The sequence below is a fragment of the Qipengyuania xiapuensis genome, from assembly GCF_019711395.1.
In the GTDB taxonomy this organism is placed as follows: Bacteria; Pseudomonadota; Alphaproteobacteria; order Sphingomonadales; family Sphingomonadaceae; genus Qipengyuania; species Qipengyuania xiapuensis.
This window is the reverse complement of the sequence record NZ_JAIGNL010000001.1, coordinates 79,286-105,183: the sequence shown is the minus strand read 5'-3', so window position 1 is coordinate 105,183 and position 25,898 is coordinate 79,286. Positions and strand designations below refer to the sequence as shown.

28 protein-coding genes are annotated in these 25,898 nt (G+C 64.8%); 16 read left to right on the top strand and 12 right to left on the bottom strand.

Annotation, left to right across the window (positions count from 1 at the left end; genetic code table 11):
• Positions 1 to 142 precede the first annotated feature (142 nt).
• Together rho and K3163_RS00535 are read left to right on the top strand one after the other, a co-directional pair.
• Positions 143 to 1,408 carry a transcription termination factor Rho gene (gene rho / locus K3163_RS00540; RefSeq protein ID WP_221427295.1) on the top strand — a complete coding sequence of 422 codons (1,266 nt, stop codon included), beginning with the start codon at positions 143 to 145 and terminating at the stop codon, positions 1,406 to 1,408.
• Positions 1,409 to 1,442: 34 nt separating this feature from the next.
• Positions 1,443 to 1,862, top strand: a complete 420-nt coding sequence (locus K3163_RS00535) for a hypothetical protein (protein WP_221550763.1) — start codon at positions 1,443 to 1,445, stop codon at positions 1,860 to 1,862.
• On the opposite strand, the gene K3163_RS00530 is transcribed toward K3163_RS00535, so the two are convergent.
• From K3163_RS00530 to K3163_RS00520, 3 genes are read right to left on the bottom strand one after another with little or no spacing between them, the layout of a single operon-like run.
• On the bottom strand, positions 1,859 to 2,257 hold the full coding sequence (locus K3163_RS00530) for a nuclear transport factor 2 family protein (protein WP_221550761.1): 399 nt from the start codon (positions 2,255 to 2,257) through the stop codon (positions 1,859 to 1,861). The genes K3163_RS00535 and K3163_RS00530 overlap by 4 nt on opposite strands.
• On the bottom strand, positions 2,254 to 3,846 hold the full coding sequence (locus tag K3163_RS00525) for an FMN-binding glutamate synthase family protein (protein ID WP_409996088.1): 1,593 nt from the start codon (positions 3,844 to 3,846) through the stop codon (positions 2,254 to 2,256). Before K3163_RS00525 ends, K3163_RS00530 begins: the two co-directional genes overlap by 4 nt.
• 9 nt (positions 3,847 to 3,855) lie before the next feature.
• Positions 3,856 to 4,554 (bottom strand): dienelactone hydrolase family protein, encoded by a 699-nt coding sequence (locus tag K3163_RS00520; protein WP_221550759.1) that lies wholly within the window; start codon positions 4,552 to 4,554, stop codon positions 3,856 to 3,858.
• Between the two features lie 113 nt (positions 4,555 to 4,667).
• On the opposite strand from K3163_RS00520, the gene K3163_RS00515 reads away from it, so the two are divergent.
• The 6 genes from K3163_RS00515 to K3163_RS00490 all read left to right on the top strand — a co-directional run bounded on the left by K3163_RS00515 (position 4,668) and on the right by K3163_RS00490 (position 10,523).
• The gene (locus K3163_RS00515) at positions 4,668 to 4,931 is read left to right on the top strand and encodes a DUF6489 family protein (RefSeq protein ID WP_221427298.1); all 264 of its coding nucleotides are present in this window, start codon (positions 4,668 to 4,670) and stop codon (positions 4,929 to 4,931) included.
• Positions 4,932 to 4,947: 16 nt separating this feature from the next.
• Positions 4,948 to 6,222 carry a tRNA uridine-5-carboxymethylaminomethyl(34) synthesis GTPase MnmE gene (gene mnmE, locus K3163_RS00510; protein ID WP_221550749.1) on the top strand — a complete coding sequence of 425 codons (1,275 nt, stop codon included), beginning with the start codon at positions 4,948 to 4,950 and terminating at the stop codon, positions 6,220 to 6,222.
• A gap of 81 nt (positions 6,223 to 6,303) precedes the next feature.
• Positions 6,304 to 8,157 carry a tRNA uridine-5-carboxymethylaminomethyl(34) synthesis enzyme MnmG gene (gene mnmG / locus K3163_RS00505; protein ID WP_221550747.1) on the top strand — a complete coding sequence of 618 codons (1,854 nt, stop codon included), beginning with the start codon at positions 6,304 to 6,306 and terminating at the stop codon, positions 8,155 to 8,157.
• The gene (gene rsmG / locus K3163_RS00500; protein ID WP_221427301.1) at positions 8,154 to 8,786 is read left to right on the top strand and encodes a 16S rRNA (guanine(527)-N(7))-methyltransferase RsmG; all 633 of its coding nucleotides are present in this window, start codon (positions 8,154 to 8,156) and stop codon (positions 8,784 to 8,786) included. Before mnmG ends, rsmG begins: the two co-directional genes overlap by 4 nt.
• Positions 8,787 to 8,796: 10 nt before the next feature.
• Positions 8,797 to 9,585, top strand: a complete 789-nt coding sequence (locus K3163_RS00495; RefSeq protein ID WP_221427302.1) for a ParA family protein — start codon at positions 8,797 to 8,799, stop codon at positions 9,583 to 9,585.
• A complete protein-coding gene (locus K3163_RS00490) occupies positions 9,582 to 10,523 on the top strand; it encodes a ParB/RepB/Spo0J family partition protein (protein WP_221550744.1) in 942 nt (313 codons plus the stop codon). The genes K3163_RS00495 and K3163_RS00490 overlap by 4 nt, the downstream gene beginning before the upstream one ends.
• A 3-nt stretch (positions 10,524 to 10,526) precedes the next feature.
• Here K3163_RS00490 and K3163_RS00485 read toward each other — a convergent pair whose 3' ends face one another.
• Positions 10,527 to 11,009, bottom strand: coding sequence for a GAF domain-containing protein (locus tag K3163_RS00485; protein WP_221550742.1), 483 nt, complete (start codon positions 11,007 to 11,009; stop codon positions 10,527 to 10,529).
• A gap of 76 nt (positions 11,010 to 11,085) precedes the next feature.
• Here K3163_RS00485 and K3163_RS00480 point away from each other — a divergent pair, with 76 nt between their 5' ends.
• The gene (locus K3163_RS00480; protein WP_221550740.1) at positions 11,086 to 12,537 is read left to right on the top strand and encodes a PQQ-dependent sugar dehydrogenase; all 1,452 of its coding nucleotides are present in this window, start codon (positions 11,086 to 11,088) and stop codon (positions 12,535 to 12,537) included.
• Between the two features lie 16 nt (positions 12,538 to 12,553).
• On the opposite strand, the gene K3163_RS00475 is transcribed toward K3163_RS00480, so the two are convergent.
• Positions 12,554 to 14,293, bottom strand: a complete 1,740-nt coding sequence (locus K3163_RS00475) for an acyl-CoA dehydrogenase family protein (RefSeq protein WP_221550732.1) — start codon at positions 14,291 to 14,293, stop codon at positions 12,554 to 12,556.
• A 46-nt stretch (positions 14,294 to 14,339) separates the two neighbouring features.
• Here K3163_RS00475 and K3163_RS00470 point away from each other — a divergent pair, with 46 nt between their 5' ends.
• A complete protein-coding gene (locus K3163_RS00470; RefSeq protein ID WP_221550731.1) occupies positions 14,340 to 15,269 on the top strand; it encodes an L-threonylcarbamoyladenylate synthase in 930 nt (309 codons plus the stop codon).
• Here the strand turns inward: K3163_RS00470 and K3163_RS00465 are convergent.
• The 6 genes from K3163_RS00465 to K3163_RS00440 all read right to left on the bottom strand — a co-directional run bounded on the left by K3163_RS00465 (position 15,266) and on the right by K3163_RS00440 (position 20,594).
• Complete coding sequence (locus tag K3163_RS00465; protein WP_221550705.1) at positions 15,266 to 15,592, bottom strand: hypothetical protein; 327 nt, start codon at positions 15,590 to 15,592, stop codon at positions 15,266 to 15,268. The genes K3163_RS00470 and K3163_RS00465 overlap by 4 nt on opposite strands.
• Before the next feature lie 53 nt (positions 15,593 to 15,645).
• A complete protein-coding gene (locus tag K3163_RS00460; protein ID WP_247712422.1) occupies positions 15,646 to 16,407 on the bottom strand; it encodes a head GIN domain-containing protein in 762 nt (253 codons plus the stop codon).
• Between the two features lie 136 nt (positions 16,408 to 16,543).
• Complete coding sequence (locus K3163_RS00455; protein ID WP_221427309.1) at positions 16,544 to 17,080, bottom strand: CarD family transcriptional regulator; 537 nt, start codon at positions 17,078 to 17,080, stop codon at positions 16,544 to 16,546.
• A gap of 351 nt (positions 17,081 to 17,431) precedes the next feature.
• Positions 17,432 to 17,770: a ferredoxin FdxA gene (fdxA, locus tag K3163_RS00450; protein WP_221427310.1), complete on the bottom strand. Its 339-nt coding sequence runs from the start codon at positions 17,768 to 17,770 to the stop codon at positions 17,432 to 17,434.
• Positions 17,771 to 17,819: 49 nt separating this feature from the next.
• Positions 17,820 to 18,077 (bottom strand): RNA-binding S4 domain-containing protein, encoded by a 258-nt coding sequence (locus K3163_RS00445; protein ID WP_221427311.1) that lies wholly within the window; start codon positions 18,075 to 18,077, stop codon positions 17,820 to 17,822.
• 3 nt (positions 18,078 to 18,080) lie between these two features.
• Positions 18,081 to 20,594, bottom strand: a complete 2,514-nt coding sequence (locus K3163_RS00440; RefSeq protein WP_221550703.1) for a helicase-related protein — start codon at positions 20,592 to 20,594, stop codon at positions 18,081 to 18,083.
• Positions 20,595 to 20,836: 242 nt separating this feature from the next.
• Between K3163_RS00440 and K3163_RS00435 the strand changes: the two genes are divergently transcribed.
• The 6 genes from K3163_RS00435 to K3163_RS00410 are packed head-to-tail and all read left to right on the top strand — an operon-like array spanning position 20,837 to position 25,371.
• Positions 20,837 to 22,384, top strand: a complete 1,548-nt coding sequence (locus K3163_RS00435; RefSeq protein ID WP_221553923.1) for a peptidoglycan DD-metalloendopeptidase family protein — start codon at positions 20,837 to 20,839, stop codon at positions 22,382 to 22,384.
• 46 nt (positions 22,385 to 22,430) lie between these two features.
• Positions 22,431 to 23,429, top strand: a complete 999-nt coding sequence (gene hemB, locus K3163_RS00430) for a porphobilinogen synthase (protein ID WP_221550694.1) — start codon at positions 22,431 to 22,433, stop codon at positions 23,427 to 23,429.
• Positions 23,422 to 23,973 (top strand): GNAT family N-acetyltransferase, encoded by a 552-nt coding sequence (locus tag K3163_RS00425; RefSeq protein WP_221550692.1) that lies wholly within the window; start codon positions 23,422 to 23,424, stop codon positions 23,971 to 23,973. Before hemB ends, K3163_RS00425 begins: the two co-directional genes overlap by 8 nt.
• The gene (locus tag K3163_RS00420) at positions 23,966 to 24,523 is read left to right on the top strand and encodes a GNAT family N-acetyltransferase (protein ID WP_221550690.1); all 558 of its coding nucleotides are present in this window, start codon (positions 23,966 to 23,968) and stop codon (positions 24,521 to 24,523) included. The genes K3163_RS00425 and K3163_RS00420 overlap by 8 nt, the downstream gene beginning before the upstream one ends.
• A complete protein-coding gene (locus K3163_RS00415) occupies positions 24,505 to 25,086 on the top strand; it encodes a gamma carbonic anhydrase family protein (RefSeq protein WP_221550681.1) in 582 nt (193 codons plus the stop codon). The genes K3163_RS00420 and K3163_RS00415 overlap by 19 nt, the downstream gene beginning before the upstream one ends.
• Positions 25,087 to 25,089: 3 nt before the next feature.
• A complete protein-coding gene (locus K3163_RS00410) occupies positions 25,090 to 25,371 on the top strand; it encodes a DUF167 domain-containing protein (protein ID WP_221550679.1) in 282 nt (93 codons plus the stop codon).
• On the opposite strand, the gene K3163_RS00405 is transcribed toward K3163_RS00410, so the two are convergent.
• Positions 25,368 to 25,880 carry a DUF1993 domain-containing protein gene (locus tag K3163_RS00405; RefSeq protein ID WP_221550677.1) on the bottom strand — a complete coding sequence of 171 codons (513 nt, stop codon included), beginning with the start codon at positions 25,878 to 25,880 and terminating at the stop codon, positions 25,368 to 25,370. The genes K3163_RS00410 and K3163_RS00405 overlap by 4 nt on opposite strands.
• Positions 25,881 to 25,898: the final 18 nt, after the last annotated feature.

The following is a 25,898-nucleotide window of genomic DNA, read 5'->3' as shown; positions in this document are numbered from 1 at the left end:
TCGATTGACGCGGCCTCCAAGCGAATTTATCTGACGCCTACCGACCGGCGATAAGTCCCGCATCCATAACGGGACCAGGTCCGCTTTCTCCAAGCCCATCGACCTGCCGGCCATTTCCACATTCGAATATTCGAGAAAATACATGCATCTCAAAGACTTGAAAGCAAAAGCACCCGCAGAGCTCGTGGCCATGGCCGAAGAGCTGGGTGTCGAGGCCGCGGGCACCATGCGCCGCCAGGACCTCATGTTCTGCATCCTGCGCGAACTCGCGGACGATGAAGAATACGACGAAGAGATCATGGGTATCGGCACGATCGAGGTGCTGCAGGACGGCTTCGGCTTCCTGCGCAGCCCCGAGGCGAACTACCTCGCCGGCCCTGACGATATCTACGTCTCGCCCAACCAGATCCGCAAATGGGGCCTGCGCACGGGTGACACCGTCGAAGGCCAGATCCGCGCGCCCAAGGAAGGCGAGCGCTATTTCGCGCTGACCGGCCTGACCTCGGTCAACTACGAGGATCCGGCGAACGTGCGCACGCGCACCAATTTCGACAACCTCACGCCGCTCTATCCGGAAGAGAAGCTCAACCTCGATACGCTCGATCCGACCGTCAAGGACAAGTCGGCGCGCGTGATCGACATCATCTCGCCGCAGGGCAAGGGCCAGCGCGCACTGATCGTTGCGCCGCCGCGTACCGGTAAGACCGTCCTGCTGCAGAACATCGCCAAGGCGATTACCGACAACCACCCCGAGGTCTTCCTCCTGGTCCTGCTCGTCGACGAGCGTCCGGAAGAAGTCACCGACATGCAGCGCAGCGTGAAGGGCGAGGTCATCTCCTCGACCTTCGACGAGCCTGCCAACCGCCACGTCCAGGTTGCCGAAATGGTGATCGAGAAGGCCAAGCGCCTGGTCGAGCACAAGAAGGACGTCGTCATCCTGCTCGACTCGATCACGCGCCTCGGCCGCGCCTACAACACCGTCGTGCCCAGCTCGGGCAAGGTGCTGACCGGCGGTGTCGATGCGAACGCACTGCAGCGCCCGAAGCGTTTCTTCGGTGCCGCGCGTAACATCGAGGAAGGCGGTTCGCTTTCGATCATCGCCACCGCGCTGATCGACACCGGCAGCCGCATGGATGAGGTTATCTTCGAAGAGTTCAAGGGCACGGGTAACAGCGAAATCGTCCTCGACCGCAAGGTCGCCGACAAGCGCATCTTCCCGGCTCTCGATGTCGGCAAGTCCGGCACCCGCAAGGAAGAGCTTCTGGTCGAGAAGGACAAGCTCTCCAAGATGTGGGTCCTGCGCCGTATCCTCATGCAGATGGGCACGGTCGACGCGATGGAATTCCTCCTCGACAAGATGAAGGATTCCAAGACCAACGAAGACTTCTTCGCCACCATGAACCAGTAGTCGGGGCGCCAGCCAGATGGCGTCCGGCGGTGACATGGCGACGATCGCCATCCTCGTGTCGAGGGTGGAGGCGCTCTGTCTTGCTGACATGTTGAATGCCGAGGGAATAGCCGTCCATATCGTCGGCTATTGCCACGGTACGGTGGAGGTGATCCCGCTAGCGCTCGGTGGTTACCGGATCACGGTCCCGGAATCGCAGTGGGAGCAAGCCAGCGAGCTTGTTCGTGAGGCAGGCGTGCAGGAGCAATGGCATTTCAGTCGAAGTGCCAGACGAGCGGCTCGGCGTGTTTTCGGCGTGTACGTGGGAATTCTCGTCTCCACGGCAGGTGCGGGCGTTGTGTTTGGCACTCTTCCGTTTTGGGCGTTGCTCATGTCGCCGCTCGCAGCGATAGGATTTCCCCTCAGCCCGCAGGCGCGTGGAGACTATTTTCTCGTCGAGCGGAGTGACGCCTAGCCCTTCATGCGCTCCAGCATGGCGGCCATCTGCTCCCAGACCTTGTTCACCGCCTTCAATGGCCGCACCATCACCTTGAAGTCGGTGATCATGCCGTCCTCGTCGAAGCGGATGATGTCGACGCCGTTGACGTGGATGCCGTCCATTTCGGTTGTGAATTCGAGCATGGCGTTCTCCCCGTCGACCAGTTCGCGGACGTAGGTGAAGCTGTCATTGCCGAGCGTCTGTCCGGCGGCCGAGAGATAGGCGACCACGAGATCGCGCCCCTGCTGCGGCGTGTGCACCACGGGCGAGTGGAAGGCGGCATCCTCGCGGATCATTGCGGCAAGATCCGAGGGCGAGGAGCCGTCCTCGATCACCTTGTGCCAACGTGCCAATCCGTTCCTTGCGCTCATCCATCCCTCCGGAAACTGTTCGCCCTTGCTGCGGCCCAATGCCGCGCCAGCGGGGTCGTCTGCGGCTTGTGCAGCAGCACGCCCTCTTCGGCGAAATAATAGATCTTGTCGAATGCGTCCGAGCGAGCGCCGTTGATCCGCTCGCGCATGTCGAGCGGCTTCATTTCCCAGGGGCTGTCGAGGCCCATGGCGATCACGATCTCGCGCAGGGAGAACAGCGTCTGGCTCTGGAAGCGGGCGACGCGCGGGGCCTTGTCCTCCACGACGAGGCCACGCTGTCGCCATTCCTCCTGCGTGGCGACGCCGGTGGGGCAGGTGCCCTTGTGGCAGTTCATCGATTGCACGCAGCCCAGCGCGAACATGAAGGGGCGGGCGGCATTGCACCAGTCGGCGCCGAGCGCGAAGCTCTTGGCCATCTGCGCGCCCGAGTGGATCTTGCCGCTCGTGGCGATCTTGACCTTGTCGCGCATACCTATGCCGACAAGCATGTTGCGCACGAAGATCTGCCCTTCGCGCAGCGGCATGCCCACAGAATTGCTGAGCTCGAGCGGCGCCGCCCCGGTCCCGCCTTCTGCGCCGTCGACTGTGATGAAGTCGGGATGCAGCCCGGTCTCGAGCATGGCCTTGCCGATCGCGAAAATCTCGTGCGGCAGCCCGACGCACAGCTTGATGCCGGTGGGTTTGCCCCCCGACAATTCGCGCAGGCGGGTGACGAATTCGAGCATCTCGATCGGCGTGTCGAACTCGGGATGCGCTGCGGGAGAAAGGACGTCCTCACCCACGGGTACGCCGCGTGCCTCGGCGATTTCGGGCGTGACTTTGGCGCCGGGCAGAACGCCGCCATGGCCGGGCTTGGCGCCCTGGCTGAGCTTGAGCTCGATCATCTTGACCTGGTCGCTCGCGGCATTTTCGCGAAACTGTTCGGCATCGAAGCGGCCGTCCTCGCGCCGCGCGCCGAAATAGCCGCTGCCCAGTTCCCAGATGAGGTCTCCGCCGGGGCTGCGGTGATAGCGGCTAATCGAGCCTTCGCCCGTATTATGCGCGAAATTGCCCAGCTTTGCGCCGGCGTTGAGCGCCTCGATCGCGCGCGCCGAGAGCGAACCGAAGCTCATGGCCGAGATATTGAGGAGCGACGAGGAATAGGGCTTATCGCAAGTGCCTTCGCCGACGGTGACGCGCCACTCTTCGGGCGTGTTGCGGCTCGGCGCGATCGAGTGGCCGACCCATTCGTATTCGTCCGAATAGACGTCGAGTTCGGTCCCCATCGGGTGCTTGTCGAGATCGCCCTTGGCGCGTGCATAGACGAGCGCGCGTGCCTGGTGGCTGAAGGGGCGGCCTTCGAGATCGTCCTCGACGATATAGGCCTGCGCGAAAGGGCGCAGGTCCTCCATCAGCCACCTGATCCGGCCCAGAAGCGGATAATTTCGCCTAAGTGTATGATGTGGCTGGAAAAAATCCCAGACAGCCAGCAGAGTGAACGGGACCAGGATCCATAGCGTCCAGCGGAGTGGTTCGACCACCCAGCACGCCACCACGAGAAGCAGCAGCGCCACGGGGACGAAATAGCGGAATGGAATGCGTTCGATCACGAGCGCGCCCTATCCGAGGTTCTCCCTGAAGAACTCCGCGGTCCGCCCATCGGCGAGATTGGCCGCCTCCTCGCTGCGGCGCTTGCCGAATTCGGTGGCGAAGCCGTGATCGAGGCCTTCGTAGTCGTGGAGCGTGACCTTGGGATGGTCGTCCAGCCCCTCGTGCATGGCTTTCTGCGTATCCTTGTCGACGAAACCGTCCTCGGTGGGGATGTGCAGCATCAGCGGATGCGCGATGGCGTGCTTCTCGTTGAGCAGGCCATCGATACCGACACCGTAATAGCCGACCGATGCATTCACGTCGGTGCGCGCTGCGGTCATGTAGGCGAGGCGGCCGCCGAGGCAGTATCCGACGCAGCCAACCTTGGCGACGCCTTCCTCGCGGCGGATGTGGTGGATCGTAGCCTCGATGTCGCGAATGCCCTGGTCCTGGTCGAACTTGCCCATGAGGTCGAGCGCGCGCTGGAATTCGGGCTCGACATCGGGATCGAGCTCGACACCCGGTTCGAGGCGCCAGAACAGGTCGGGCGCGACCGCGAGGTATCCGTCTTCGGCGAGCTTGTCGCACTTGCGGCGGATGCCGGCGTTGACCCCGAAAATCTCCTGGATCACGAGGATGGCAGCACGCGGCGTACCGGCAGGCCGGGCGACATAGGCATCGAATTTCGCATCGCCGGAAAGGGTGGCAATCTTGACGGTCTCGCTCATTTCGAAAAGTCTCCCTCGACTTGGGTCGGTGTATTATGCTTGCATGACGCGACTTGCAGTCCCAGATAGGGCGCAAGAAGCGGCTTGATGCAAGCTCTAACGGAGGAAACGCGATGAAGGTCCATATCGAAATCGACTGCACGCCCGAGGAGGCGCGGACTTTCATGGGCCTGCCCGACGTGGGCAAGGCGAACGATATTTATGTCGATATGATGTCGAAGGCGATGAAGGGTGTTTCCAACACCGACCAGCTGCAGGACTACGCACGCCAGCTCGCGCCGATGGGGCAGGCCGGATTCAAGCTTTTCCAGAGCTTCATGGAGGGCGCGCAGGCTGCCAAGTCGCAGAACAAGAAGCCCGAACCCTCCGACGACTGATACCTCCGCATAGCGCATGACCGACACGATCTTCGCCCTCTCGAGCGGAGCGCCGCCCGCTGCGATCGGTGTGGTGCGGATCAGCGGGCCTGCTGCCGGCGACGCCGTGCGCGCGCTGGCCGGGGAGCTTCCCGAGCCCCGCCGCGCGAGCCTGCGTACGCTTCGGGATAGCGAAGGGCGCCAGCTCGACCGCGCTCTCGTGCTGTGGTTCGACGGCCCGCGCACCGCGACGGGTGAGGACCTGGCAGAATTCCATTGCCACGGGGGCAGGGCGGTCGTTGCCGCCATCGAGGACGCGCTCGGAGCGATCGGGGGCTTGCGCCGCGCGGAGCCGGGCGAGTTTACCCGCCGTGCCTTCGCCAATGGTGTGATCGACCTCGCCGAAGCCGAAGGTCTCGGAGACCTGCTCGCGGCGGAAACCGAGTTGCAGCGCCGGGCCGCACAGGCCTCCGCCGGCGGCGGTTTGTCGCGCCGGGTCGAAGAGTGGCGAGAGCGCGTCCTGCAGCTCTCCGCCCTGGTCGAGGCCGTTCTCGATTTCGGCGATGAGGATGATGTCGATGCTCTGCCCGAAATGTTTCACGTGGAACTTTCGCGGCTTGCGGGTGAGTGGCGAGAGACGATCGAGGCGCCGCGCGCCGAGCGTCTGCGCGACGGGGTGAGGGTAGTCCTTGCCGGACCTCCGAACTCGGGCAAGTCATCGCTGTTCAATGCACTGCTCGACGAGGGCGCGGCGATCGTCTCCGAAGAGGCCGGAACCACACGCGACGTGATCGAGCGCCCGGTCGCTTTCTCCGGGGTGCCATTCGTGCTGGTAGACACCGCAGGCCTGCGGGAGGAAGGGGCAGGGCAGATCGAACAAATCGGTATCGGCCGCGCGCGGACCGAACTCGAGAGAGCGGACATTGTCCTATGGCTCGGACCGGAGGGAGAAGGTCCCGATGGGGCCTGGGAAATCGCGTCGCGCTGCGATGTCGATGAAGGTGCCAAGAGGGAGCCGAAATATGTGGTCTCGGCAGTAACCGGTACCGGCATTGGCGATCTCACCCGTGGGCTGGTGGATGCGGCAAGGTCATTACTTCCGAAACCGGGTGAAGCAGCGTTAAATGCGCGGCAGGGTTCTGCTCTCGCTGAGGCGCTTGCTGCGATCGAAGACATTTCCGCCGATGACGACCCGCTCCTGACCGGCGAGCGGTTGCGGCTGGCGCGGCTTGCGCTCGACCGTTTGCTGGGGCGCCATTCGACCGAAGACATGCTCGACGCATTGTTCGGACGTTTCTGTATCGGGAAGTGATTTCGCGCTATTTGCCGCGATTGTTCCACGTGGAACAGCTTTGTCTTTGATCGCGCGGATGATTGCGGTATCGGCCCGCCCATGCAGAGTTTCGACATCATCGTGGTCGGCGGCGGTCATGCCGGCGTCGAGGCGGCATGTGCGGCCGCACGCATGGGCGCGAACACCGCGCTCGTAAGCTTCGACCTGTCCAAGATCGGCGCGATGAGCTGCAATCCGGCAATCGGCGGATTGGGCAAGGGCCACCTCGTACGCGAGGTCGATGCGCTCGACGGAGTGATCGGACGCGCAGCCGATGCCGCAGCGATCCACTACCGCATGCTGAACCGCTCGAAGGGAAGTGCTGTCTGGGGCCCGCGCGTGCAGGCTGACCGTGCGCTCTTCCACAAGGCGGTGCAGGGCCTGGTTGCGCGGCAGGACAACCTCACGCTCGTAGAAGGGGAGGCCGCTTCGCTGCGCTTCGACGGCCCGGCGGTCTGCGGGCTGAACCTGGCCGACGAAACAGCGATCGAGGCGCCCGCGGTGATCCTGTGCACCGGCACGTTCCTCGGTGGAACGCTGTTCCGCGGCGAGGAGCGATTCGAGGGCGGGCGCATCGGCGAGGATGCCGCGCGCGTTCTTGCGGCGCAGCTGCGCGAGGCCGACCTGCCGATGGCGCGACTGAAGACGGGTACTCCACCCCGCCTCGACGGACGCACGATCGACTGGGCCTCGCTCGAGGAGCAGCCTTCCGATGGCGAAAGCTGGACCATGTCCTCGCTGTCGAAGTGCCGGGTGAACCCGCAGGTCTTCTGCGCGATCACACGCACGAATGCCGAGGCGCATGATATCATCCGCGCCAACCTCGACCGGTCGCCACTTTTTTCCGGAGCCATCGGCGCTGCGGGGCCGCGCTACTGCCCGTCCATCGAGGACAAGATCCATCGTTTCGGTGACCGTGAAGGCCACCAGATCTTCCTCGAACCCGAGGGGCTGTCGACGCATCTCGTCTATCCCAACGGCATCAGCACTTCGCTGCCCGTCGACGTCCAGCTCGACATGCTTCGCGCCATGAAGGGTCTCGAAAGAGTTGAGATGGCGGTGCCCGGATATGCCGTGGAGTACGACCACATCGACCCGCGTGCGCTGACGCCAGGGCTCGAACTGCGCGACATGCCGGGCCTTTATTGTGCTGGGCAGATCAACGGAACGACCGGCTATGAAGAAGCGGCCGCCCAAGGCCTCGTCGCCGGCATGAATGCGGCGGCGAAGGTGCTTGGCCGCGATCCCGTGGGCCTCGACCGGAGCAATTCCTATATCGCCGTGATGGTCGACGACCTCACGCTCCAGGGCGTGAGCGAGCCCTACCGCATGCTGACGGCACGCGCGGAGTACCGGCTGCGTCTTCGTGCGGCCAATGCCGATACGCGCCTGACAGGCCTCGGCATCGAGGCAGGGTTGGTGGGCGAGGAGCGGGCGGAATGGTTCGCTTCGCGCGAGGCACGTCGCTCTGTCATTGACAACCAGCTCGACGAAGAAGTGCATGCCAATGCCCTGATCGAGGGCGGTGTGAAGGCAAAGGCCGACCGCGGTTCGCAGCGCCTGCGCGACTGGTTGCGGGGCGGGCAGATCTCGATCGATGAGCTCTCCCGGATTGTCGGCGGGCTCGACGCTCAGGATGCGCTGACAGTCGAAATGGTCGAGGACGCCATCTACGAACCCTACCTTGCGCGGCAGGAGGCCGAGCTGCGCGAGCTGAAGGCCGGCGAGAAGCTCCGCCTTCCGCAGGACTTTCCCTATGCCAATGTGCCCGGGCTTTCGAACGAGATGGTCGAGCGCCTCAGCAAGGCGCGGCCAGAGACGCTCTCCGCCGCGGGACGTGTGCCGGGCATCACTCCCGCTGCGCTCGCCGCGCTGCTTGTCCATGCGCGCCGGCTAGAGGAGCGCGCAGCATGATCCGCGACGAAGCGCAGGCACGCGCATTCATTTCCGAATGGGGCGGCGCAGAGGCCATCGAGAAGCTAGAGGCATTGGGCGCGGCCTTGCGCGAAGAGAACGAACGCCAGAACCTCGTCTCGCGCGGATCGCTCGATACCATGTGGATCCGGCACTTCGCAGACTCCGCCCAGCTGCTCACGCATGTTCCACGTGGAACACAGGGCGCTTGGTTCGACCTCGGTAGCGGAGCGGGCTTTCCCGGCCTCGTCCTTGCCATCCTCCGACCGGAGCAGCCGACCGTCCTCGTCGAATCGCGCCGCCGCCGCGTCGACTGGCTTGAGGCGATGAGGGAGAAGCTTGCCCTCGAAAAATGCGAAATCGAAGGTAAACGGCTCGAACTCGTCGAAAGCCGCAAAGCCGCAGTAATCTCGGCCCGGGCCTTCGCGCCACTTCCTAAACTCCTCAGTTTATCCTCACGCTTCTCCACAGCGGGCACATATTGGGTGTTGCCCAAAGGGCGATCGGCGGCGCAAGAAGTAAGCGAACTGCCGAAAGCCAAGCGCAAATTGTTCCACGTGGAACAATCGCTGACCGACGAAGAGGCCGGAATCGTGGTCGGACGAGGTCGAATTGGGGCGGCAAAATAGGGACGGGAAAATGATCACAATCGCGATCGCAAACCAGAAGGGCGGGGTGGGCAAGACGACCACCGCGATTAACATCGCCACGGCCATGGCGGCGTCCGGCTGGAAAACGCTGCTGATCGACATGGACCCGCAGGGCAATGCCTCGACCGGCCTCGGCATCGAGAATTCCGCCCGCGAATACACGACCTACGACCTGCTGCTGGGCGAAGCCACGCTCGCGCAGGCCGCGCAGCCGACCGAGATCCCCGGCCTGGACATCGTCCCGGCGACGCAGGATCTCTCGGGCGCCGAAGTCGAACTGGTTTCGGTCGAGGACCGCACACACCGCCTGCAGAAGGCGCTCGATGCGCCGCAGCCCGGTTTCGCCGGTTACGACATTGCTTTCATCGACTGTCCGCCTTCGCTGGGCCTGCTGACACTCAATGCGCTCGGCGCGGCTGATACGCTGATGGTGCCGCTGCAGTGCGAATTCTTCGCGCTCGAGGGACTTAGCCAGTTGCTCCAGACGGTCGAGCGCATCCAGCAGCGCTTCAATCCCGATCTCGGCATCGTCGGCATCGCGCTGACCATGTTCGATCGCCGCAACCGCCTGACCGACCAGGTCGCAGACGACGTGCGCGACTGTCTCGGCAACCTCGTCTTCGAGAATGTCATTCCGCGCAATGTCCGCCTCTCGGAAGCGCCGAGCCACGGCATGCCCGCCCTGATCTACGACCATAATTGCCCCGGCAGCCGCGCCTATATCGGATTGGCGCGCGAGCTGATCGGACGCCTGCCCGAGAAGAGGAAAGCCGCATGAGCACCGCCATCGACCGCAAGAAGAAACTCGGCCGCGGCCTCGGCGCGCTGATGGGCGAAATCCAGCGCGAAGAGCCGCTGGTTCGCGAAGAGGGCGCGAAAGACGCCGGTGCCAGCGAAACCGGCTCCGCAACGCCGGCAAGCGGCCTTGCAGACATCCCGGTAGCGGACATTTCGCCGCTTCCCGGACAGCCGCGTACGCATTTCGACGAGGAAGCGCTCGACCAGCTGGCCGATTCGATCGCGCAGCGCGGCGTTATCCAGCCTGTTATCGTCACTCCGGCGGAAAAGGGCCGTTATCGCCTCGTCGCCGGTGAACGCCGCTGGCGCGCCGCCCAGCGCGCGCGCCTCCACACGATCCCTGCAATCGTGCGCGAGCTCGACCAGCGCGAAGTGATGGCGCTGGCACTGATCGAGAACCTGCAGCGTGAAGACCTCAATCCTGTCGAAGAAGCCAAGGCTTATCAGAAACTTGCGGACGACGAGGGCATGACCCAGGCGGAAATCGCCAAGCTGGTCGACAAGTCGCGCAGCCATGTCGCGAACTTCCAGCGCCTTCTCGCGCTGCCCGAGGATGTGCTTGCCCTGGTTGCCGACGGAAAACTCAGCATGGGCCATGCCCGCGCGCTGATCGGCCACGAGGAAGCGAGCGAAATTGCCCGCCGTGCCGCCAACGACAATCTCTCGGTCCGCGAAGTGGAAAAGCTGGCGCGCGGCGACAAGCCCAAGAAGGCGAGTGCCGGAACGACAAAGCCAGTCGCGGACAGCACCACCGACGCCGATATCGCGGCAGTGCAGGGCCATCTCGAGGAATTTCTCGGCCTTCCGGTCAAGATCAAGACCGAAGGCGCACCGGGCACCGGCACGGTGACCATCGGCTATCGCACGCTCGACCAGCTCGACCTGATCTGCCAGCGCCTTACGGGCGGCGATATCTAAGGATCAGATGCGTTCGGCGATAAGCGCCGCAAGTGCTTCAATTCCCTCGCGATCTTCCTCGTCAAAGCGCGCCTTGAGCGGGCTGTCGAGGTCGATCACCGCCACGACGTCGCCGCCGCGGATAACAGGTACCACTAGCTCGGAATTCGTCTCGGAATCGCAGGCGATATGGCCGGGGAAGGCATGCACGTCCTCGACTAGCTGCGTCGCCGCATCGCCGGCCGCGACACCGCAAACGCCCTTGCCGAGCGGGATGCGGATACAGGCAGGGCGGCCCATGAAGGGGCCGAGCACCAGCTCGCCCTCGACCATGCGGTAGAAACCCGCCCAGTTCAGGTCGGGCAGGAAGTCCCATAGCAGCGCGGCGACATTCGCCATATTGGCGACCGGATCCGGCTCTCCCGAGGTCAGGGCATCGGCAGCATCGACCAGCTGGCGATAGGCTTCGGGCTTGGGACAGTCGGGCGCGGGGCGGAAATCGTACATGGGCGTCACTTAGGGCTAAGCGCCACGCTTGCAAGAGCCGTTGCGGCCAAAGCACTGCTGTCGTAACGCTAGACCCATGAGCATTCTCAAGAAGCTGGGCATTGCCCTTCTCGTCCTGATCCTGGTCCTTGCGATCGCGTTCTTCTTCATCTCGCGCGGCGATACGGCCGATGTGCCCTTCGATGAGGTCACCGGTACTGATCCCACGCTCGACGAAGCGGATGCGGAAACATTCCCGACCGTCGCGATCGCGAAGCCGGTCGGCTGGGAAGAGGGCGAGGTACCGGTTGCGGCAGAAGGGCTGCAGGTTTCGCGCTTTGCAGAGGGCCTCGATCATCCGCGTACGCTCTATGCGCTGCCCAATGGCGATATCCTCGTCTCGCTCACGCGCTCGCCCAACAAGGGCGGCGGCGGCATCATGGGATGGATCGCCGACAAGCTGATGACCCGCGCGGGCGCCACGGGCGAATCCCCGAACCAGGTCGTGCTGCTCCGTGACGGTGATGGCGACGGCGTGGCAGAGACCCGGCAGGTTCTCGTCGACGGGCTGGACTCGCCCTCGGGCCTTTCCTGGAACGACGGCACACTTTACATCGCAAACCACGACGAAGTCCTTGCTTTTCCTTACGAACTTGGCGCAGGCGCGCCTTCGGGCGAGCCGACCAAGGTAACCGATCTCGCGCCCGGCGGCGGTCACTGGATGCGCAATCTCGAGCTACACCCCGAAGGCGACCGCCTGTTCATTGCCGTCGGCTCGGACACCAATATCGGCGACAAGGGCATGGAGGCCGAAGAGGGCCGCGCGCTCATCTGGGAGATCAATCTCGAAACGGGTTCGCGCCGCCAGTTCGCAGGCGGCCTGCGCAACGCCAACGGCCTCGATTTCAATCCCTGGTCGGGCGAGCTTTGGACCACGGTCAACGAGCGCGACATGCTCGGCAGCGACCTCGTGCCCGACTACCTCACCAACGTGCCGGTGGGCGCGCAGTATGGCTGGCCCTGGGTCTATTGGGGCGACAATTACGACCGCCGCGTCGATGCGCCGGTCCCCGCCTATATCAACTACGTCCGCCGCCCCGAATATTCGATGGGTCCGCACGTAGCGGCGCTCGGCCTCGTCTTCAGCAAGGAAGGCGCGAAGATGGGCGAGAACTTCTCGAGCGGCGCTTTCGTGGCCCGCCACGGCTCATGGAACCGCAAGCCGCCGTCAGGTTATGACGTCGTTTACGTGGCATTCGACGAGCGCGGCAATCCGCAGGGCAAGCCCGTTCCGGTCCTGACCGGCTTCCTCAAGGACGACGGCACGACGCGCGGCCGCCCGACCTGGGTCGAATGGGCAGGTGACGGTTCGCTGCTGGTGAGCGACGATACCGCCGGGATCATCTGGCGCGTCACGGCGCCGGGTGCAGAACCGCAAGCCGCTATCGAGCGCATCACCGGCCGCCGCCTGCCGCCGCAGCGCGAGTTGCGCGGACAGCGGGCGACCTTCGGCGAAGAAGACTTCGCCCGCGAAGTGACGGCAGAGTAAGCGCGAGGGGCGCCGCTCAGCCGAGCAGCGCCGCCGTATCGAGTTCGTAGAGCGGCTGCGCACCTGCAGTCGCCGCGGCCTTGAGGCCTGTGGCCTCCGGCACGATCCGGTCGAGGAAGAAGCGCACGCTTGCCTCCTTGGTCTTGGCGAGGGCAGGGGCCTCACCGTTCTCGACTGCGCGCAACTGGCGCAGCAGCTGCCAACCGGCGGTCGCCACGGAGAGCATGGTGCAGAAGGGCACGCTGCCTGCGAGACGGTCGTCGAGAGTGGCGTCCTCGCGCATCCACTTGGCGATCGCCGCGCAATCGCCGGCAAGCGCGAACAGCGCTAGCTCATCAGCAGCATCGCGCGCGATGTCCTCGGTCAGGCCGATCAGCGCCTCGCCATTGTCGAGGCCCAGCTTGCGCGTGACGAGATCGGCGGCCTGGATGCCGTTCGTACCCTCGTAGATCGGGGCAATGCGCGAATCGCGCCAGTGCTGCGCGGCGCCGGTTTCCTCGACGAAGCCCATGCCTCCGTGCACCTGGATGCCGAGGCTGGCGACCTCGATGCCGATATCGGTGCCCCAGGCCTTGATCAGCGGGGTGAGGACCTCGCCGCGTGCCTTGGCGGCTTCGTCGCCCAGGACGCCGCGATCGACCTGTCCGGCGGTGTAGTAGAGCAGCGCGCGCGAACCCTCGGTTAGCGCCTTCATGCGCAGCAGCATGCGGCGCACATCGGGGTGCTCGATGATCGAGACGGGGCTCTTGTCGGGCGAACCCGCGCGGGCCGATTGCACGCGCTCCTGCGCATAGCCGAGCGCCTGCTGCGTGGCGCGCTCGCCGATCTGCACGCCCTGGTTGCCGACATTGATGCGCGCATTGTTCATCATCGTGAACATCGCCGCGAGACCGCGGTTTTCCGCGCCCACCAGCTCGCCGATGCATTCGTCATTGTCGCCATAGCTCATCACACAGGTGGGCGAGGCGTTGATGCCGAGCTTGTGCTCGAGGCTGACACAGCGCAGGTCGTTGCGCGCTCCGAGCGAGCCATCGGGCTTCACATGGTACTTGGGGACCACGAATAGCGAGATGCCGCGGCTTCCCTCGGGCGCATCGGGCAGGCGCGCGAGGACGAGGTGGATGATGTTCTCCGCCAGCTCGTGCTCACCCCAGGTGATGTAGATCTTCTGGCCCTTGATCAGGTATTTTCCTGCATGCTCGCCATCCTCGATGGGATGCGCAGTGCTGCGCAATGCGCCGACATCGGAGCCTGCCTGCGGCTCGGTCAGGTTCATCGTGCCCGACCACTTCCCGCTGACGAGGTCGGGGAGGTATTTCTGCTGCAGTTCTTCCGATCCGTGATGTTCGAGCGCCTCGATCGCGCCCACGCTGAGCATGGGGAGGAGGTTGAAAGCCATGTTGGCCGTGCCGAGGTTCTCGAGCACGTTGCAGGCAAGGGTGAAGGGCAGGCCCTGGCCGCCGAATTCCTCGGGCGATGCGATCGCGTTCCAGCCCTGCTCGACATATTCGGCATAGGCCTCGGCATAGCCATCGGGCAGGCGCACGACGCCGTTTTCCAGTTTCGCGCCCTCGAGGTCGCCGACGCGGTTGAGCGGGGCGAATTCCCCGGCAGCGAACTGGCCCACGCCTTCGACGATGGCCTCGACCATGTCGGGCTCGGCGGCGGCGAATTTCTCCGACTTCGCAAGCTCCTCGATCCCGGCGTTCACGCGGATCGCGAGCAGCTGGTCTTGCGTTGCGGGGGTATAGGTCACGTTCAATCCTCTTGGCTTTGTGTGCCTGCAGATATAGCGCGCAGGCATGAGCGGCAAATACGCTACGGAAACGCTTGAGGCGACAAAGAGTGGCATTGCGCGCGCCGCAGAAATCCTGCGTGCAGGCGCCCTCGTGGCTGTTCCGACCGAGACGGTCTACGGGCTCGCGGCGCGGGCCGATAGCGATGACGCCGTTGCGCGGATCTACGAGGCCAAGGGGCGCCCGAGCTTCAATCCGCTCATCGTGCACGTGGCGAGCATCGAGCAGGCGAAGAAGCTGGCCGATTTCGAACCGGAAGCGGAGAGGCTCGCCGCCGAGCATTGGCCCGGGCCACTGACGCTTGTCCTACCGCGCAAGGAGGGCGCTGGTCTGGCCGATGCCGTGACAGCAGGGCTCCCGACCATCGCGCTACGCATGCCCGACCATCCGGTGATGCAGGCGCTGCTTGCCGAGGCCGGTGTCCCGCTTGCCGCGCCCTCGGCCAATCGCAGCGGCTTCATCAGTCCGACGAGCGCGCAGCATGTGCTCGCTTCGCTCGAGGGGCGCATCGATGCGGTCGTCGATGGCGGCGAATGCAGTGCCGGCGTCGAATCCACCATTGTCGCGGTCCGCGCAGACGGCTCGGTGGAGGAATTGCGCCCGGGGCCGCTCGATATCGCGAGCGGTACTGGCGGCAAGGGCGGGGTCGAAGCGCCCGGCCAGCTCGCCAGCCACTATGCGCCGGGCAAGCCCGTTCGCCTTGACGCCAAACACGCCGATAGCGACGAATTCATGATTGGATTCAGGGATGTTGGCGGTGACTGCTCGCTCTCTGCCGAAGGTAATCTCGGGGAAGCGGCGTCACGCCTCTATGCGTGCCTGCACCTCGCCGCCGCCTCGGAAAAGCCGCGAATTGCCGTCGCTCCGATCCCGGAGGAAGGCATCGGCAAGGCGATCAACGACCGGCTGCGCCGCGCCGCCACTCCCGCGGATTAGCCTTCCGGCTCGACCGGGATGGTCGGGATGATCTGCTGCATTTCGGCATAGGTGTCGCGCGCATCGTCACATGCGCGGCGATTGCCTTCCTCGCATTCGTCGAGCTGCTTTTCATAGTCGCGCTCGAGCTTTCCGAGACGTTCCTCGCGCTTGCGAAGCTCGCGGCCGCGCTTCTCGTCGGCTTCGGACTGGCTGGTGGTGGCCAGGTCCACGCCCTTGGAGGCAACCTTGACCGGTGCCGTCACCACGTCGGCGACCGTGCCGAGGCAGCCGGACAGCAGGAAGGCGGTTGCGGGAAGGGCGACAAGACTAAGGCGGTGCATCGAGGTTCCTTTCGATGCACCGCCTATAGCAGTCTTGGTGAGTATTCGGTGAATCAGCTGGCGGTTTCGGTCGTACCTGCAGAACAGCGCAGCTTGCCCGAACCCATCGCGCTGACTTCGCAGGTCGCGCTGCCGGTCACCGATACGTCACCCGAGCCGACGATGCTCGCTTCGACGCGGCCGTCCGAAGCGAAGGCGGCATTGCCCGAACCGGCGATCGTGATGTCGGCGCGTTCGACCTTGAGGCCTTCCATCTTGCCCGAACCCGAGCCCGCGACGGTCATGTCGAGACGGTCCACGGTGCCCGATGCTTCGAAATCGCCCGAACCGGCGATCGTCATGTCGAGCTTTTCGGCTTCCATGCGCGCGACCTTGGCGGTGCCCGAACCGGCGATGGTGACGTCGGCGCTGCCGGTCATTTCGTCGGCTTCCATCGTGCCCGATCCCGCCAGGACCATGGCGGTCAGGCTGGGGACGGTGACGCGAACGGTTGCAGTGCCGAGGCCCTTGCCGCTGTCCTTCTCGCGCGAGATGGCGAGCGTGGAGTCCTCGCGGTGGAAACGCAGCGCGGCAACGGCGTCGTCATCGCCGGAGACGTCGATATCGAAGGTCTCGCCCGTGTTGATGATCACGGTATCGGGGCCTGCGAGAATGATTTCGGTCGGCGCATCGCCGCCACGGTCGAGTTCGGCCAGCGGTACGCCCTTGCCGTCACCGATCTGCATGTCGACGTTGCAGCCTGTCAGCATGGCACTCGCAGCAAGCGCCGCGACCGGAGCGAGGCCTTTCAGAAGCTTGTGAATCATAAGTCTCATCCCTTTGAATCCTGGCGCGAGCCCACGCTCGGCGTATTGGCGATATAATACAGCATTAGACCGACTTCAACCCAAAGCAAAAGGGCCGCCCCTTGCGGAGCGGCCCCTTCGTCGAGTGCCGATGGCCGTTAGGCGATCAGGCGTCCTCTTCCTCGTTGTTGTAATACTGCGGAGCATGCTCGCGCAGAACGTCGAGAATCTTCTCGAGCGCGGTCGGCTCGTCGGTCTTTTCCATCGCTGCGAGTTCGCGTGCGAGACGGCTCGAGGCCGCTTCGAAGATCTGGCGCTCCGAATAGCTCTGTTCGGGCTGGTCGTCGGGGCGGAAAAGGTCGCGGGTCACTTCGGCGATCAGGACGATTTCGCCCGAGTTGATCTTCGCCTCGTATTCCTGCGCGCGGCGGCTCCACATGGTGCGCTTGACCTTGGGCTTGCCCTTCAGCGTTTCCATGGCTTCCTTGAGCGTCTTGTCACTCGACAGCTTGCGCATGCCGATCGATTCGACCTTGTTGACCGGAACGCGGAGCGTCATGCGCTCCTTCTCGAAACGGAGGACATAGAGATCGAGCTGCATGCCGGCGATTTCCTCGCTCTGGAGCTCGATGACACGGCCAACGCCGTGCTTGGGGTAAACAACGTAATCGCCAACGTCGAAGGCGTCCGCCTTGCTCGCCATGCATCAATCCTTTCGTCGGGGCCGAGGGGGGAGCAACGCCAAGGAAACCCATGGCCGCACGCCGTCGGACGGTGTGCAGTCTGGTTCCGATGGTGGTGTTGCGGCTGGTACGGCCCTTTCAATTCTCACATCTGCACCGGTTCAGGCCGGGGCAGTTGTTGCATTATATAGCACAGCAGGCGGAATATTGCGAGTCTTCGCAGTTTACGGCGCCTCGTTGGCCTTACCGCTTCCTTTCACCGGAGCGAGTTGCGCGCCCGGCAGGCGCATCGCGCTGGCCTAGGACCAGGTGATCAGGACAAGCACGGAACCGAGGCGGCCTCGGGGTCTGAAAGCACCCTCGGGGGGCTATCAGTCGCCTTCGCCGGGTTCGGGCGAGAAGTATTTCTCGAACTTGCCCTCTTCGCCCTTGTGCTCGTCGGCATCTGCGGGCGGTTCCTTCTGGCCGGTGATGTTCGGCCATTCGGCGCTGAACTTGGTGTTCAGCTCGAGCCACTTTTCGAGATTGTCCTCGGTGTCGGGCAGGATGGCCTCGGCCGGGCATTCGGGTTCGCACACGCCGCAATCGATACATTCCGACGGATTGATGACGAGCATGTTCTCGCCTTCATAGAAGCAGTCGACCGGGCAGACCTCGACGCAGTCGGTGTATTTGCATTTGATGCAGGCGTCGGTGACGACATAGGTCATTGGGCGTGTTTCCCCTGAGTGGTAGGTGTTTCTGCGCTGCTATGGCTAATCATGCACCGGGGTCAAGTTCCCGATAACATTCTTGCGCCTCGCGCGGCGGCCCGCGCCGTTCCGGCAGCGAGAGAACCTCGACGAGACGCACCGTCTTGCCGAGCGGCAGGGTGAGGACATCACCCGCGGCGATATCGCGGCTGGCGCGCAGCACGCGCTCTCCATTGAGGCGGATGTGACCTTCGTCGACCAGCTTGCGTGCGGCGCTGCGGGTGCGCACGAAGCGCAGGAAGCAGAGCAGGCGGTCGATCCGCAAGCCTCAGCCCTGCTTGATCAGGTCAGCGAGGCCGGCAAAGGCGCTGCCCTCACGCGGCTTCTGCTCGGTGCGGGGCTTGCCGCGCTGCTGCTTGCGCCGCGAAGGGCGCCATTCCCAGCTATCGGGGCGCGGCGGGCCGAAGGTGCCTTCCGCAAGCGGCCTCGCGCGCTGGACGCGGAAGCCCGCCTGTCCGAGCAGGCGCTCGGCGTTCTTCTCTTCCAGCCCGATCGAGATCGGCAGGCTCAGGTCGAGCGTGAACTTGCGGCTCTTGCCCGCCTTCGAGCGCGCTTCGTGAGCGGTGCGGAAGATCTTTTCGGCGAGGTCCAGGCGGATCGCCTGTGTCCCTGCGTGGCGATAACCGGCGGGCAGCTTCTTGGCGTCGGGGATGACCGGCAGCATCGCTTCCTGCAGCGGGCGGCGGTCGGTGCCGAGCGCGCTCAGCAGCTGGCGCGGCGCGGGCTTGAGCAGGAGCGGCGCGAAAATGTCGAGCGCGCCGAAAGTGACGCCGATCTTGCGCAGGAAGGGGCGCATTTCCTTGGGCAGATGCTCGATCCCCGCCTTCTCGCGGGTCACGAAACCATGGCCCGCGATGAGGTTGAGCAGCAGCGCGCGCGCCTGACTGCCTGCTTCCGGATTGGCCGATGCGATATGCATCTTGCGCAGCGGCTCGAGCGGTTCGAGCTGCTTGTCGAGCCATGCATCGAGCGCATCGAGCAATGTTTTCCTGGCGTTATCGGGCAGGGCGGAGATTTCACGCGAAGGTTCGAGCGCGGGTTTCACCTGCCCGTCCCGCGGAGCGAGCTTTGCCAGCATCTGGCCGTTCCAGCGGATCGCACCGCGCGACAGCTCGACGTCAGCCATGTCCGAAGCCGCCAGCACCTCGGCCTTTTCGCCCAGGATGCGCGGCAGCGCCTTCTCGGCAGCGGCAAGCAACATCTTGCGGTCGGCATGGTTGGCGGCAGGATCGACTTCGAAACGGAAGCCCTCGACCTTGCCGAGAGCCTCGTCCTCGACGAGCAGCGTGCCGTCCTCGGCGAGCGTGATCGGGAGCATGGAGGCATCCTGTCCCAGCGATTTCATCAAAATGGCAGTCCTTCGGTTGACGAATCTTTCGGTGAGCCGCGCATGGAGCGCGTCCGACAATTTGGCTTCGACCCCGCGGGCGCGTGACGCCATTTCGTCGCGGGCGAGCACCCAGTCGGGCCGCTGGCAGATATAGGCCCAGCTGCGAATCGCCGCGATGCGGCCCTGCAGCGTATCGATATCGCCGCTGACATTGTCGAGTTCGGATATGCGCGCGGCAACATAGTCCGCCCCGATATACCCTGAACGCAGGTCCTGCCACAGCCGCGCGACGAAGCGGGCATGGACGTCGGGGCCGCGCGCTCGGAAATCGGGCAGCGAGCATGCCTCCCAGAAGCGCCGAACCTGCCCCGAACCGCGGATCGTCTCGGCGAGCGGTTCCTCGGCGAGGCGCTTCAGCGTGGCGAGATCGATCGCCTCGGGGGCGAGGCGCAGCGCCTCGTGCTCGGGCGGGCGTTCGAGGTCGGCGATGAGCGTGGAAAGCGAGTCGAAGCGCGGTTCGGGCTCGCGCCAGAAGAGTTTCGTGATCGGCGCGAAACGGTGTTCTTCGATCGCGTAGATCTCTTCCTCGGTGAATTCGGGGGCGGGACCCGCCTTGCCGCCGCCACCTGCCAGCGTCCCGAAGGTGCCGTCGCGCTGGTGACGCCCCGCCCGGCCTGCAATCTGTGCCATTTCAGCAGGTTGCAGCCGCCTCATGCGAACGCCGTCGAACTTCGTCAGCCCTGCGAAAGCGACGTGATTGACGTCCAGGTTGAGGCCCATGCCGATGGCATCGGTCGCGACGATATAGTCGACCTCACCATTCTGGAACAATTCGACCTGCTTGTTGCGCGTTTCCGGTGAAAGCGCGCCCATGACCACTGCAGCGCCGCCGCGGAAGCGCCGCAGCATTTCGGCGACCGCGTAGACCTGCTCCGCACTGAAGGCGACGATTGCGCTTCTCGGGGGCAGGCGCGAGAGCTTGCGCGGGCCGATGTGGGTAAGGGTTGAGAAGCGCGGGCGCTCGGAGATTTCGGCGCCTGGCACCAGTGCCTCGACCATCGGCGCAAGCGTCGCCGCGCCCAGCAGCATGGTTTCCTCGCGGCCGCGCGTGTTGAGCAGGCGGTCGGTAAAGACGTGTCCGCGCTCGCGGTCGGCGGCGAGTTGCGCCTCGTCCAGCGCCACGAAGGCCCGCTCGTTCGATGCGCGCGGCATCGCCTCGACGGTGCAGCACAGGTAGCGCGCGCCTTCAGGTTCAATCCGCTGTTCGCCAGTGATCAGGGCGACATTCTTCTCGCCCTTGATCGCGACTACGCGGTCGTAGACCTCGCGCGCCAGGAGCCGCAGCGGGAAGCCGATCGCCCCGCTCGAGTGCGCGCACATCCGCTCGATGGCGAGATGGGTCTTGCCGGTATTGGTGGGTCCGAGGACCGCCTTGATGCTGGCGTCGTTCACTGCAGCCTAGGTGGCAGCGCGCGGGGCGCGGCGCAACCGCTCGTCCCCCGCAGCTGCCGGATGGCCGCTGCGCAAGCCTGAGCAGGGCCGTCCGTTAATTCGCCCTTTACTTTGTTTCCTTATGGATTCACGTCATTCATGCAGATGGATCGAGCGCCAAGGCACAGCATGGTGCCGGCCGGTCCGCGGCGGAGGGAATTTTGGTGGATCAGTCCAGCAAGGACCAGACCCAGCAGTATTCGATGGCATTCGAAGCGGCAGGCAGCGCGCCTGCCGGCGATGGATCGCGCAATCCCTCCTCGGCCATTCGCCAGCTTCGCGAAAAGGCCTACGCCCGCATTGAAGCACTCGATATCGCGCCCGACCTCGGTTCGGACATCGGCTCGCGCCGCTGGTTCCGCGGTCTCGGCACTTTCGTCGGCCTCTCGGTGGTCGCGCTGGCCTTCTGGCCCGACTTCGCTCCGCTCGAGGCCGCTTCGCCGCTGCCCGACGACGCCGAAGTGCGGGGCGAATACCGCAGTCACATGATCACGCCGCTCGGACTCGGCGCCGACACCGGTCGCCGCATGGGCCCGACTGCGCTGGTCCGCCCGCTCGCCGAGGCGCCTGAACGCCCGCAGATGCAGATGCTGGCAACGCTCGGCCGCGGCGACAGTCTCGACCGCACGCTACGCCGGGCAGGCGTCAGCAGCGAGGAGGCCGACCAGGTCGCATCGCTGATCGGCAGGGCTGTAAACCTCGAAGACATCGAGCCGGGCACGCAGATCGACATAACGCTCGGCCGCCGCCCCGCACCAGGCGAAAGCCGCCCGCTCGACCAACTCAACCTCCGCGCGCGCTTCGACCTCGAACTCAAGGTCGCCCGTCTCGACGAGGACGGCCCGCTCGCGCTCACCCGCCGCCTCATCCGAGTCGACGAGACCCCGCTGCGCATCCGCGGCACGGTGGGCGACAGCCTTTACCGCTCGGCGCGCGCCGCCGGCGCTCCCGCGAGCGCCATCCAGGCCTACCTCAAGGCGGTCGGCCAGGAAGTGAACCTCCAGCGCGACGTGCGGTCGACCGACCAGTTCGACATGATCATTTCGCACCGCCGCGCCGCTACGGGCGAACGCCAGGCGGGCCAGCTCCTCTTTGCCGGCCTCGAGCGCGGATCGCGCAACGGCGTACAGTTGATGCGCTGGGGCAAGGACGGCGAGTTTTACAGCGCCGATGGAGAGGGCGAGGAAAAGGGCGGCCTGATGGCGCCCGTGCCCGGCCCGATGAGCTCGCGCTACGGCATGCGCCGCCACCCGATCCTCGGCTATCGCCGCATGCACGCAGGTGTCGATTTCCGCGCCCGCCATGGCACGCCGATCGTCGCCGTGACCGATGGCCGCGTTACCGGCGCTGGCCGGATGGGTGGTTGCGGCAATGCAGTTCGCCTGCGCCACAGCAACGGCGTCGACACGCGCTATTGCCACATGAGCCGCGTCTCCGTCCGCCGGGGCGAGAGCGTCAAGCGCGGCCAGGTGATCGGCTATGTCGGCTCGACCGGCCTGTCGACCGGACCGCACCTGCACTATGAGATGTACCGCGGCGGCAAGCATGTGAATCCGGCCTCGGTCAGCTTCGTAACGCGCCGCCAGCTCTCGGGCGAGGATCTCACCAAGTTCCGCGACACGCTGCAGAACCTCAAGAAGGTCGAAGAAGGCGCTGCGCTGGCTGATCTTTCCCCGACTGCAGAGGAAGCCGCGAGCGAAGAGCCCGCCCGCGAGATCGACAAGCTCGACCAGCCCCGGAAGATCGGCTGACCGGCCCCGATTGCTAAGCCGCGCGCTTTGCGGCAAGGCTCGCCCCATGACCAATGCCAGCTATCCCGCAATGCGCCTGCGTCGCACCCGCGCCCACGGCTGGAGCCGTGCGATGCACCGCGAAACCGTGCTCACACCCGCGGACCTGATCTGGCCACTCTTCGTGACAAGCGGGAGCGGCGTGGAAGAACCCGTCGCTAGCCTGCCCGGCGTATCGCGCTGGTCGGTCGACGGGATCGCGAAGCGCGCTAAGGAAGCGGTCGAGCTTGGCATTCCCTGTGTCGCCCTGTTCCCGAACACGCCTGCAGACAAGCGCAGCGACAAGGGCGACGAGGCGCTCAATCCTGACAATTTGATGTGCCAGGCGATCAAGGCGGTGCGCGATGCATGCGGCAATGACGTCGGCATCCTCACCGACGTCGCGCTCGATCCCTATACCAGCCACGGGCAGGACGGGTTGATCGACGATGACGGCTATGTCCTCAATGACGACACGGTGGCGGTACTCGTCGACCAGGCGCTGAACCAGGCGCAGGCAGGTGCGGATATCATCGCGCCTTCGGACATGATGGACGGCCGCGTAAAAGCGATCCGCATGGCACTGGAAATGAACGATTTTCCCAATGCGCAGATCATGGCCTATGCGGCCAAGTATGCCTCGGCCTTCTACGGCCCATTTCGTGACGCCGTGGGCTCGGGCGGCCTGCTGAAGGGCGACAAGAAGAGCTACCAGATGGACCCGGCCAATGGCGACGAGGCGCTGCGCGAGATCGCGCTCGACATCGCCGAGGGTGCCGACAGCGTGATGGTGAAGCCGGGCCTTGCCTATCTCGACGTCATCTGGCGCGCGAAAGAGGCTTTCGGCGTTCCGGTCTTCGCTTACCAGGTCAGCGGCGAATATGCGCTGATCGAGGCCGGGGCGGCGGCAGGCGTAGCCGACCGAGAGGCGCTGCTCATGGAAAAGCTGGTCGCTTTCAAGCGCGCCGGATGTTCTGGCGTGCTGACCTACCATGCGCCGCTCGCCGCGCGCGTCCTCAATGGCTGAGTTCTGCCACGAGACCGACAGGCTGGTCTTGCGCGACTGGCGCGATGAAGACTGGCCGCGCTTCTGGGAAGGCACGAACACGCCTGCCGTCATGGAATGGCTCGGCGGTGTATGCGACGACGCCAAACGGCAGGGCGCGCAGGACAGGCTGCTCGGATACCAGCGCGATCACGGCCACACGTTCTGGGTCGTCGAGCGCAAGGAAGATGGCGCGATCCTCGGCTTTTGCGGCCTGAAGCGCTGCAACCAGGAGGGCGGACCGGTCGGCGAAATGGAAGTCGGCTGGCGCCTGCGCGAAGATGCCTGGGGCAAGGGCTATGCGAAGGAAGCCGCGATCGCCTCGCTCGACCTCGCCTTCGACCGTTTCGGTGCCGAGCAAGTCATCGCCCTGACCGTTCAGCCCAATGAGCCGAGCTGGGGGCTGATGAAGCGCCTCGGCATGGAGCACCGGCCCGACCTCGACTTTGCAAACAGTGACTTCGGTGACGATACCATCATCGTCTATTCGATCTCGCGCGAGGATTGGGAAGGCTGGCGTGGCTGACATCATCGCCGAAACCGACCGGCTGATCTTGCGCACGATCGAGGAAAGCGACGCTGCCGAGCAGTACCGGGTGCTCAACACGCAGGCCGTCATGGCGCGGCTGGGCGGGCCCAAGGAACTGCACGAGATCGAAGCGAAGCATGCCAAGGCGATGCAGTGGTACGCGACGCGCGGCTTCAGCTTCCTGATGCTGATCGAGAAGGAGACCGGAGAGCTGGTCGGCCACGCGGGGATCAAGCTGGTCGATAACCCGCTCGCGCCCAACCAGGGCGATCACGAGATTGGCTGGCTCATCCGCGAGGACCGGTGGCGGCTTGGGCTTGCCGAGGAAGCAGTCCGCGCAGTGATCGACTGGGCATTCGGCCGCGTCGATGCGCCGCATGTCGTCGCGCTGACGAGTGAAGCCAATGTGCCAAGCTGGAAGCTGATGGAAAAACTCGGCATGGTGCGCCGCGAAGACCTCGATTTCGACGATCCGGACTATCCGCCCGAAGATCGCCGCACGATCCAGTACTCGCTCACGAAAGACCAATGGGAGAGCCAGCAGTGACCAACCGACCCGGCGTCAACATCGTCCCGATCCACGGCAAGACGCCGCAGATCCACGAGAGCGCCTTCATCGCGCCCGGTTGCACGATAATCGGCGACGTCACGATAGGGGCGGGAAGCTCGATCTGGTACAATTGCGTGCTGCGCGCCGACGTCAGCCGCATCGTCATCGGCGAGCGCAGCAATGTGCAGGACGGTAGCGTGCTCCACTGCGATCCGGAACGCCCGGGCGATCCCGATGGTAGCCCGCTCATCATCGGCGACGACGTGCTGATCGGTCACATGGCCATGGTGCACGGCTGCCGCATCGAGGATCGCGGCTTCGTCGGCCTCGGCGCGATCGCCATGAACAAGGCAGTCATCGGCTCCGACGCCATGCTGGCAGCCGGCGCGATGCTTACCGAAGGCAAGGTGATGGGCGAGCGCGAGCTATGGGGCGGCCGCCCTGCGCGCAAGATGCGCGATCTCGACGACATGGCGGTTGCCGGCATGCGCATGGGCACTGCGCATTACGCGGAAAATGCAAAGCATCATTCGGATGCCGTTGCGGCAGCGCTTGGCTAGGCGATGGCCCGGCCACGCCTGGCCCTTCCGGCTGCGAGCGAAATCGAATCCCTAATCGATGATCGCGGCCAGCTGAAGGTCCGCGTCACTCCCGGCGCGCGAACGGACGATGTGAGCCTTGTCGAAGGCCAGCTCGCCGTGAAGACACGGGCAAAACCGCAGGATGGCGCCGCCAACGAAGCGGTCATGGCCGTGGTGGCCAAGGCGCTTGGCCTCGCGCCGAGCAAGGTCGAGATGTTGCGCGGTCAGACCTCGCGCCAGAAAGTGCTCCGGATTACCCGCTAGCCTGCTGGCTGGCGCAGATACTTGAACATGTAACCGACGAAATCGGCTTTCCCGATTTCCAGCCCCTCGCTGCGCAGGATGGCGTAGGCGGTGGTGGCGTGGAAATAGAACTGCGGCACGGCCCAGTCGCGCACGTATTCGCCCGCGGTCAGGTCGAACGCCATGCCGTTGGGAATGACCAGCTCGACCTGCTCGTCCTCGCCGACGAAGTCCTGCTGTGACCATCCCTCGATGTCAGCCTTGCAGGCCGCGACCATCTCGCGCGCTTCGGCGAGGCTCTTCGGATCTTCCTCGCGCGAGGTGAAGTCGAGCCCGATGAGCCGCGCCATGGCTTCGCCCGGCATATTGCAGAGGAAACGCACCTGGGTCGAAAGCGGCAGCATGTCGTCGGCGAGCTTCGCGCCGAGCAGCGCCTCGCCCTTTTCGTGCGTGGCCGCCTTGGCCAGCAATCCGTCGAGCGTCCCCAGCATGTTGAGGTGCACGTTTACGATCAGGTCCTTGTGGGTCATTCGTCTCTCCCGTGTGCC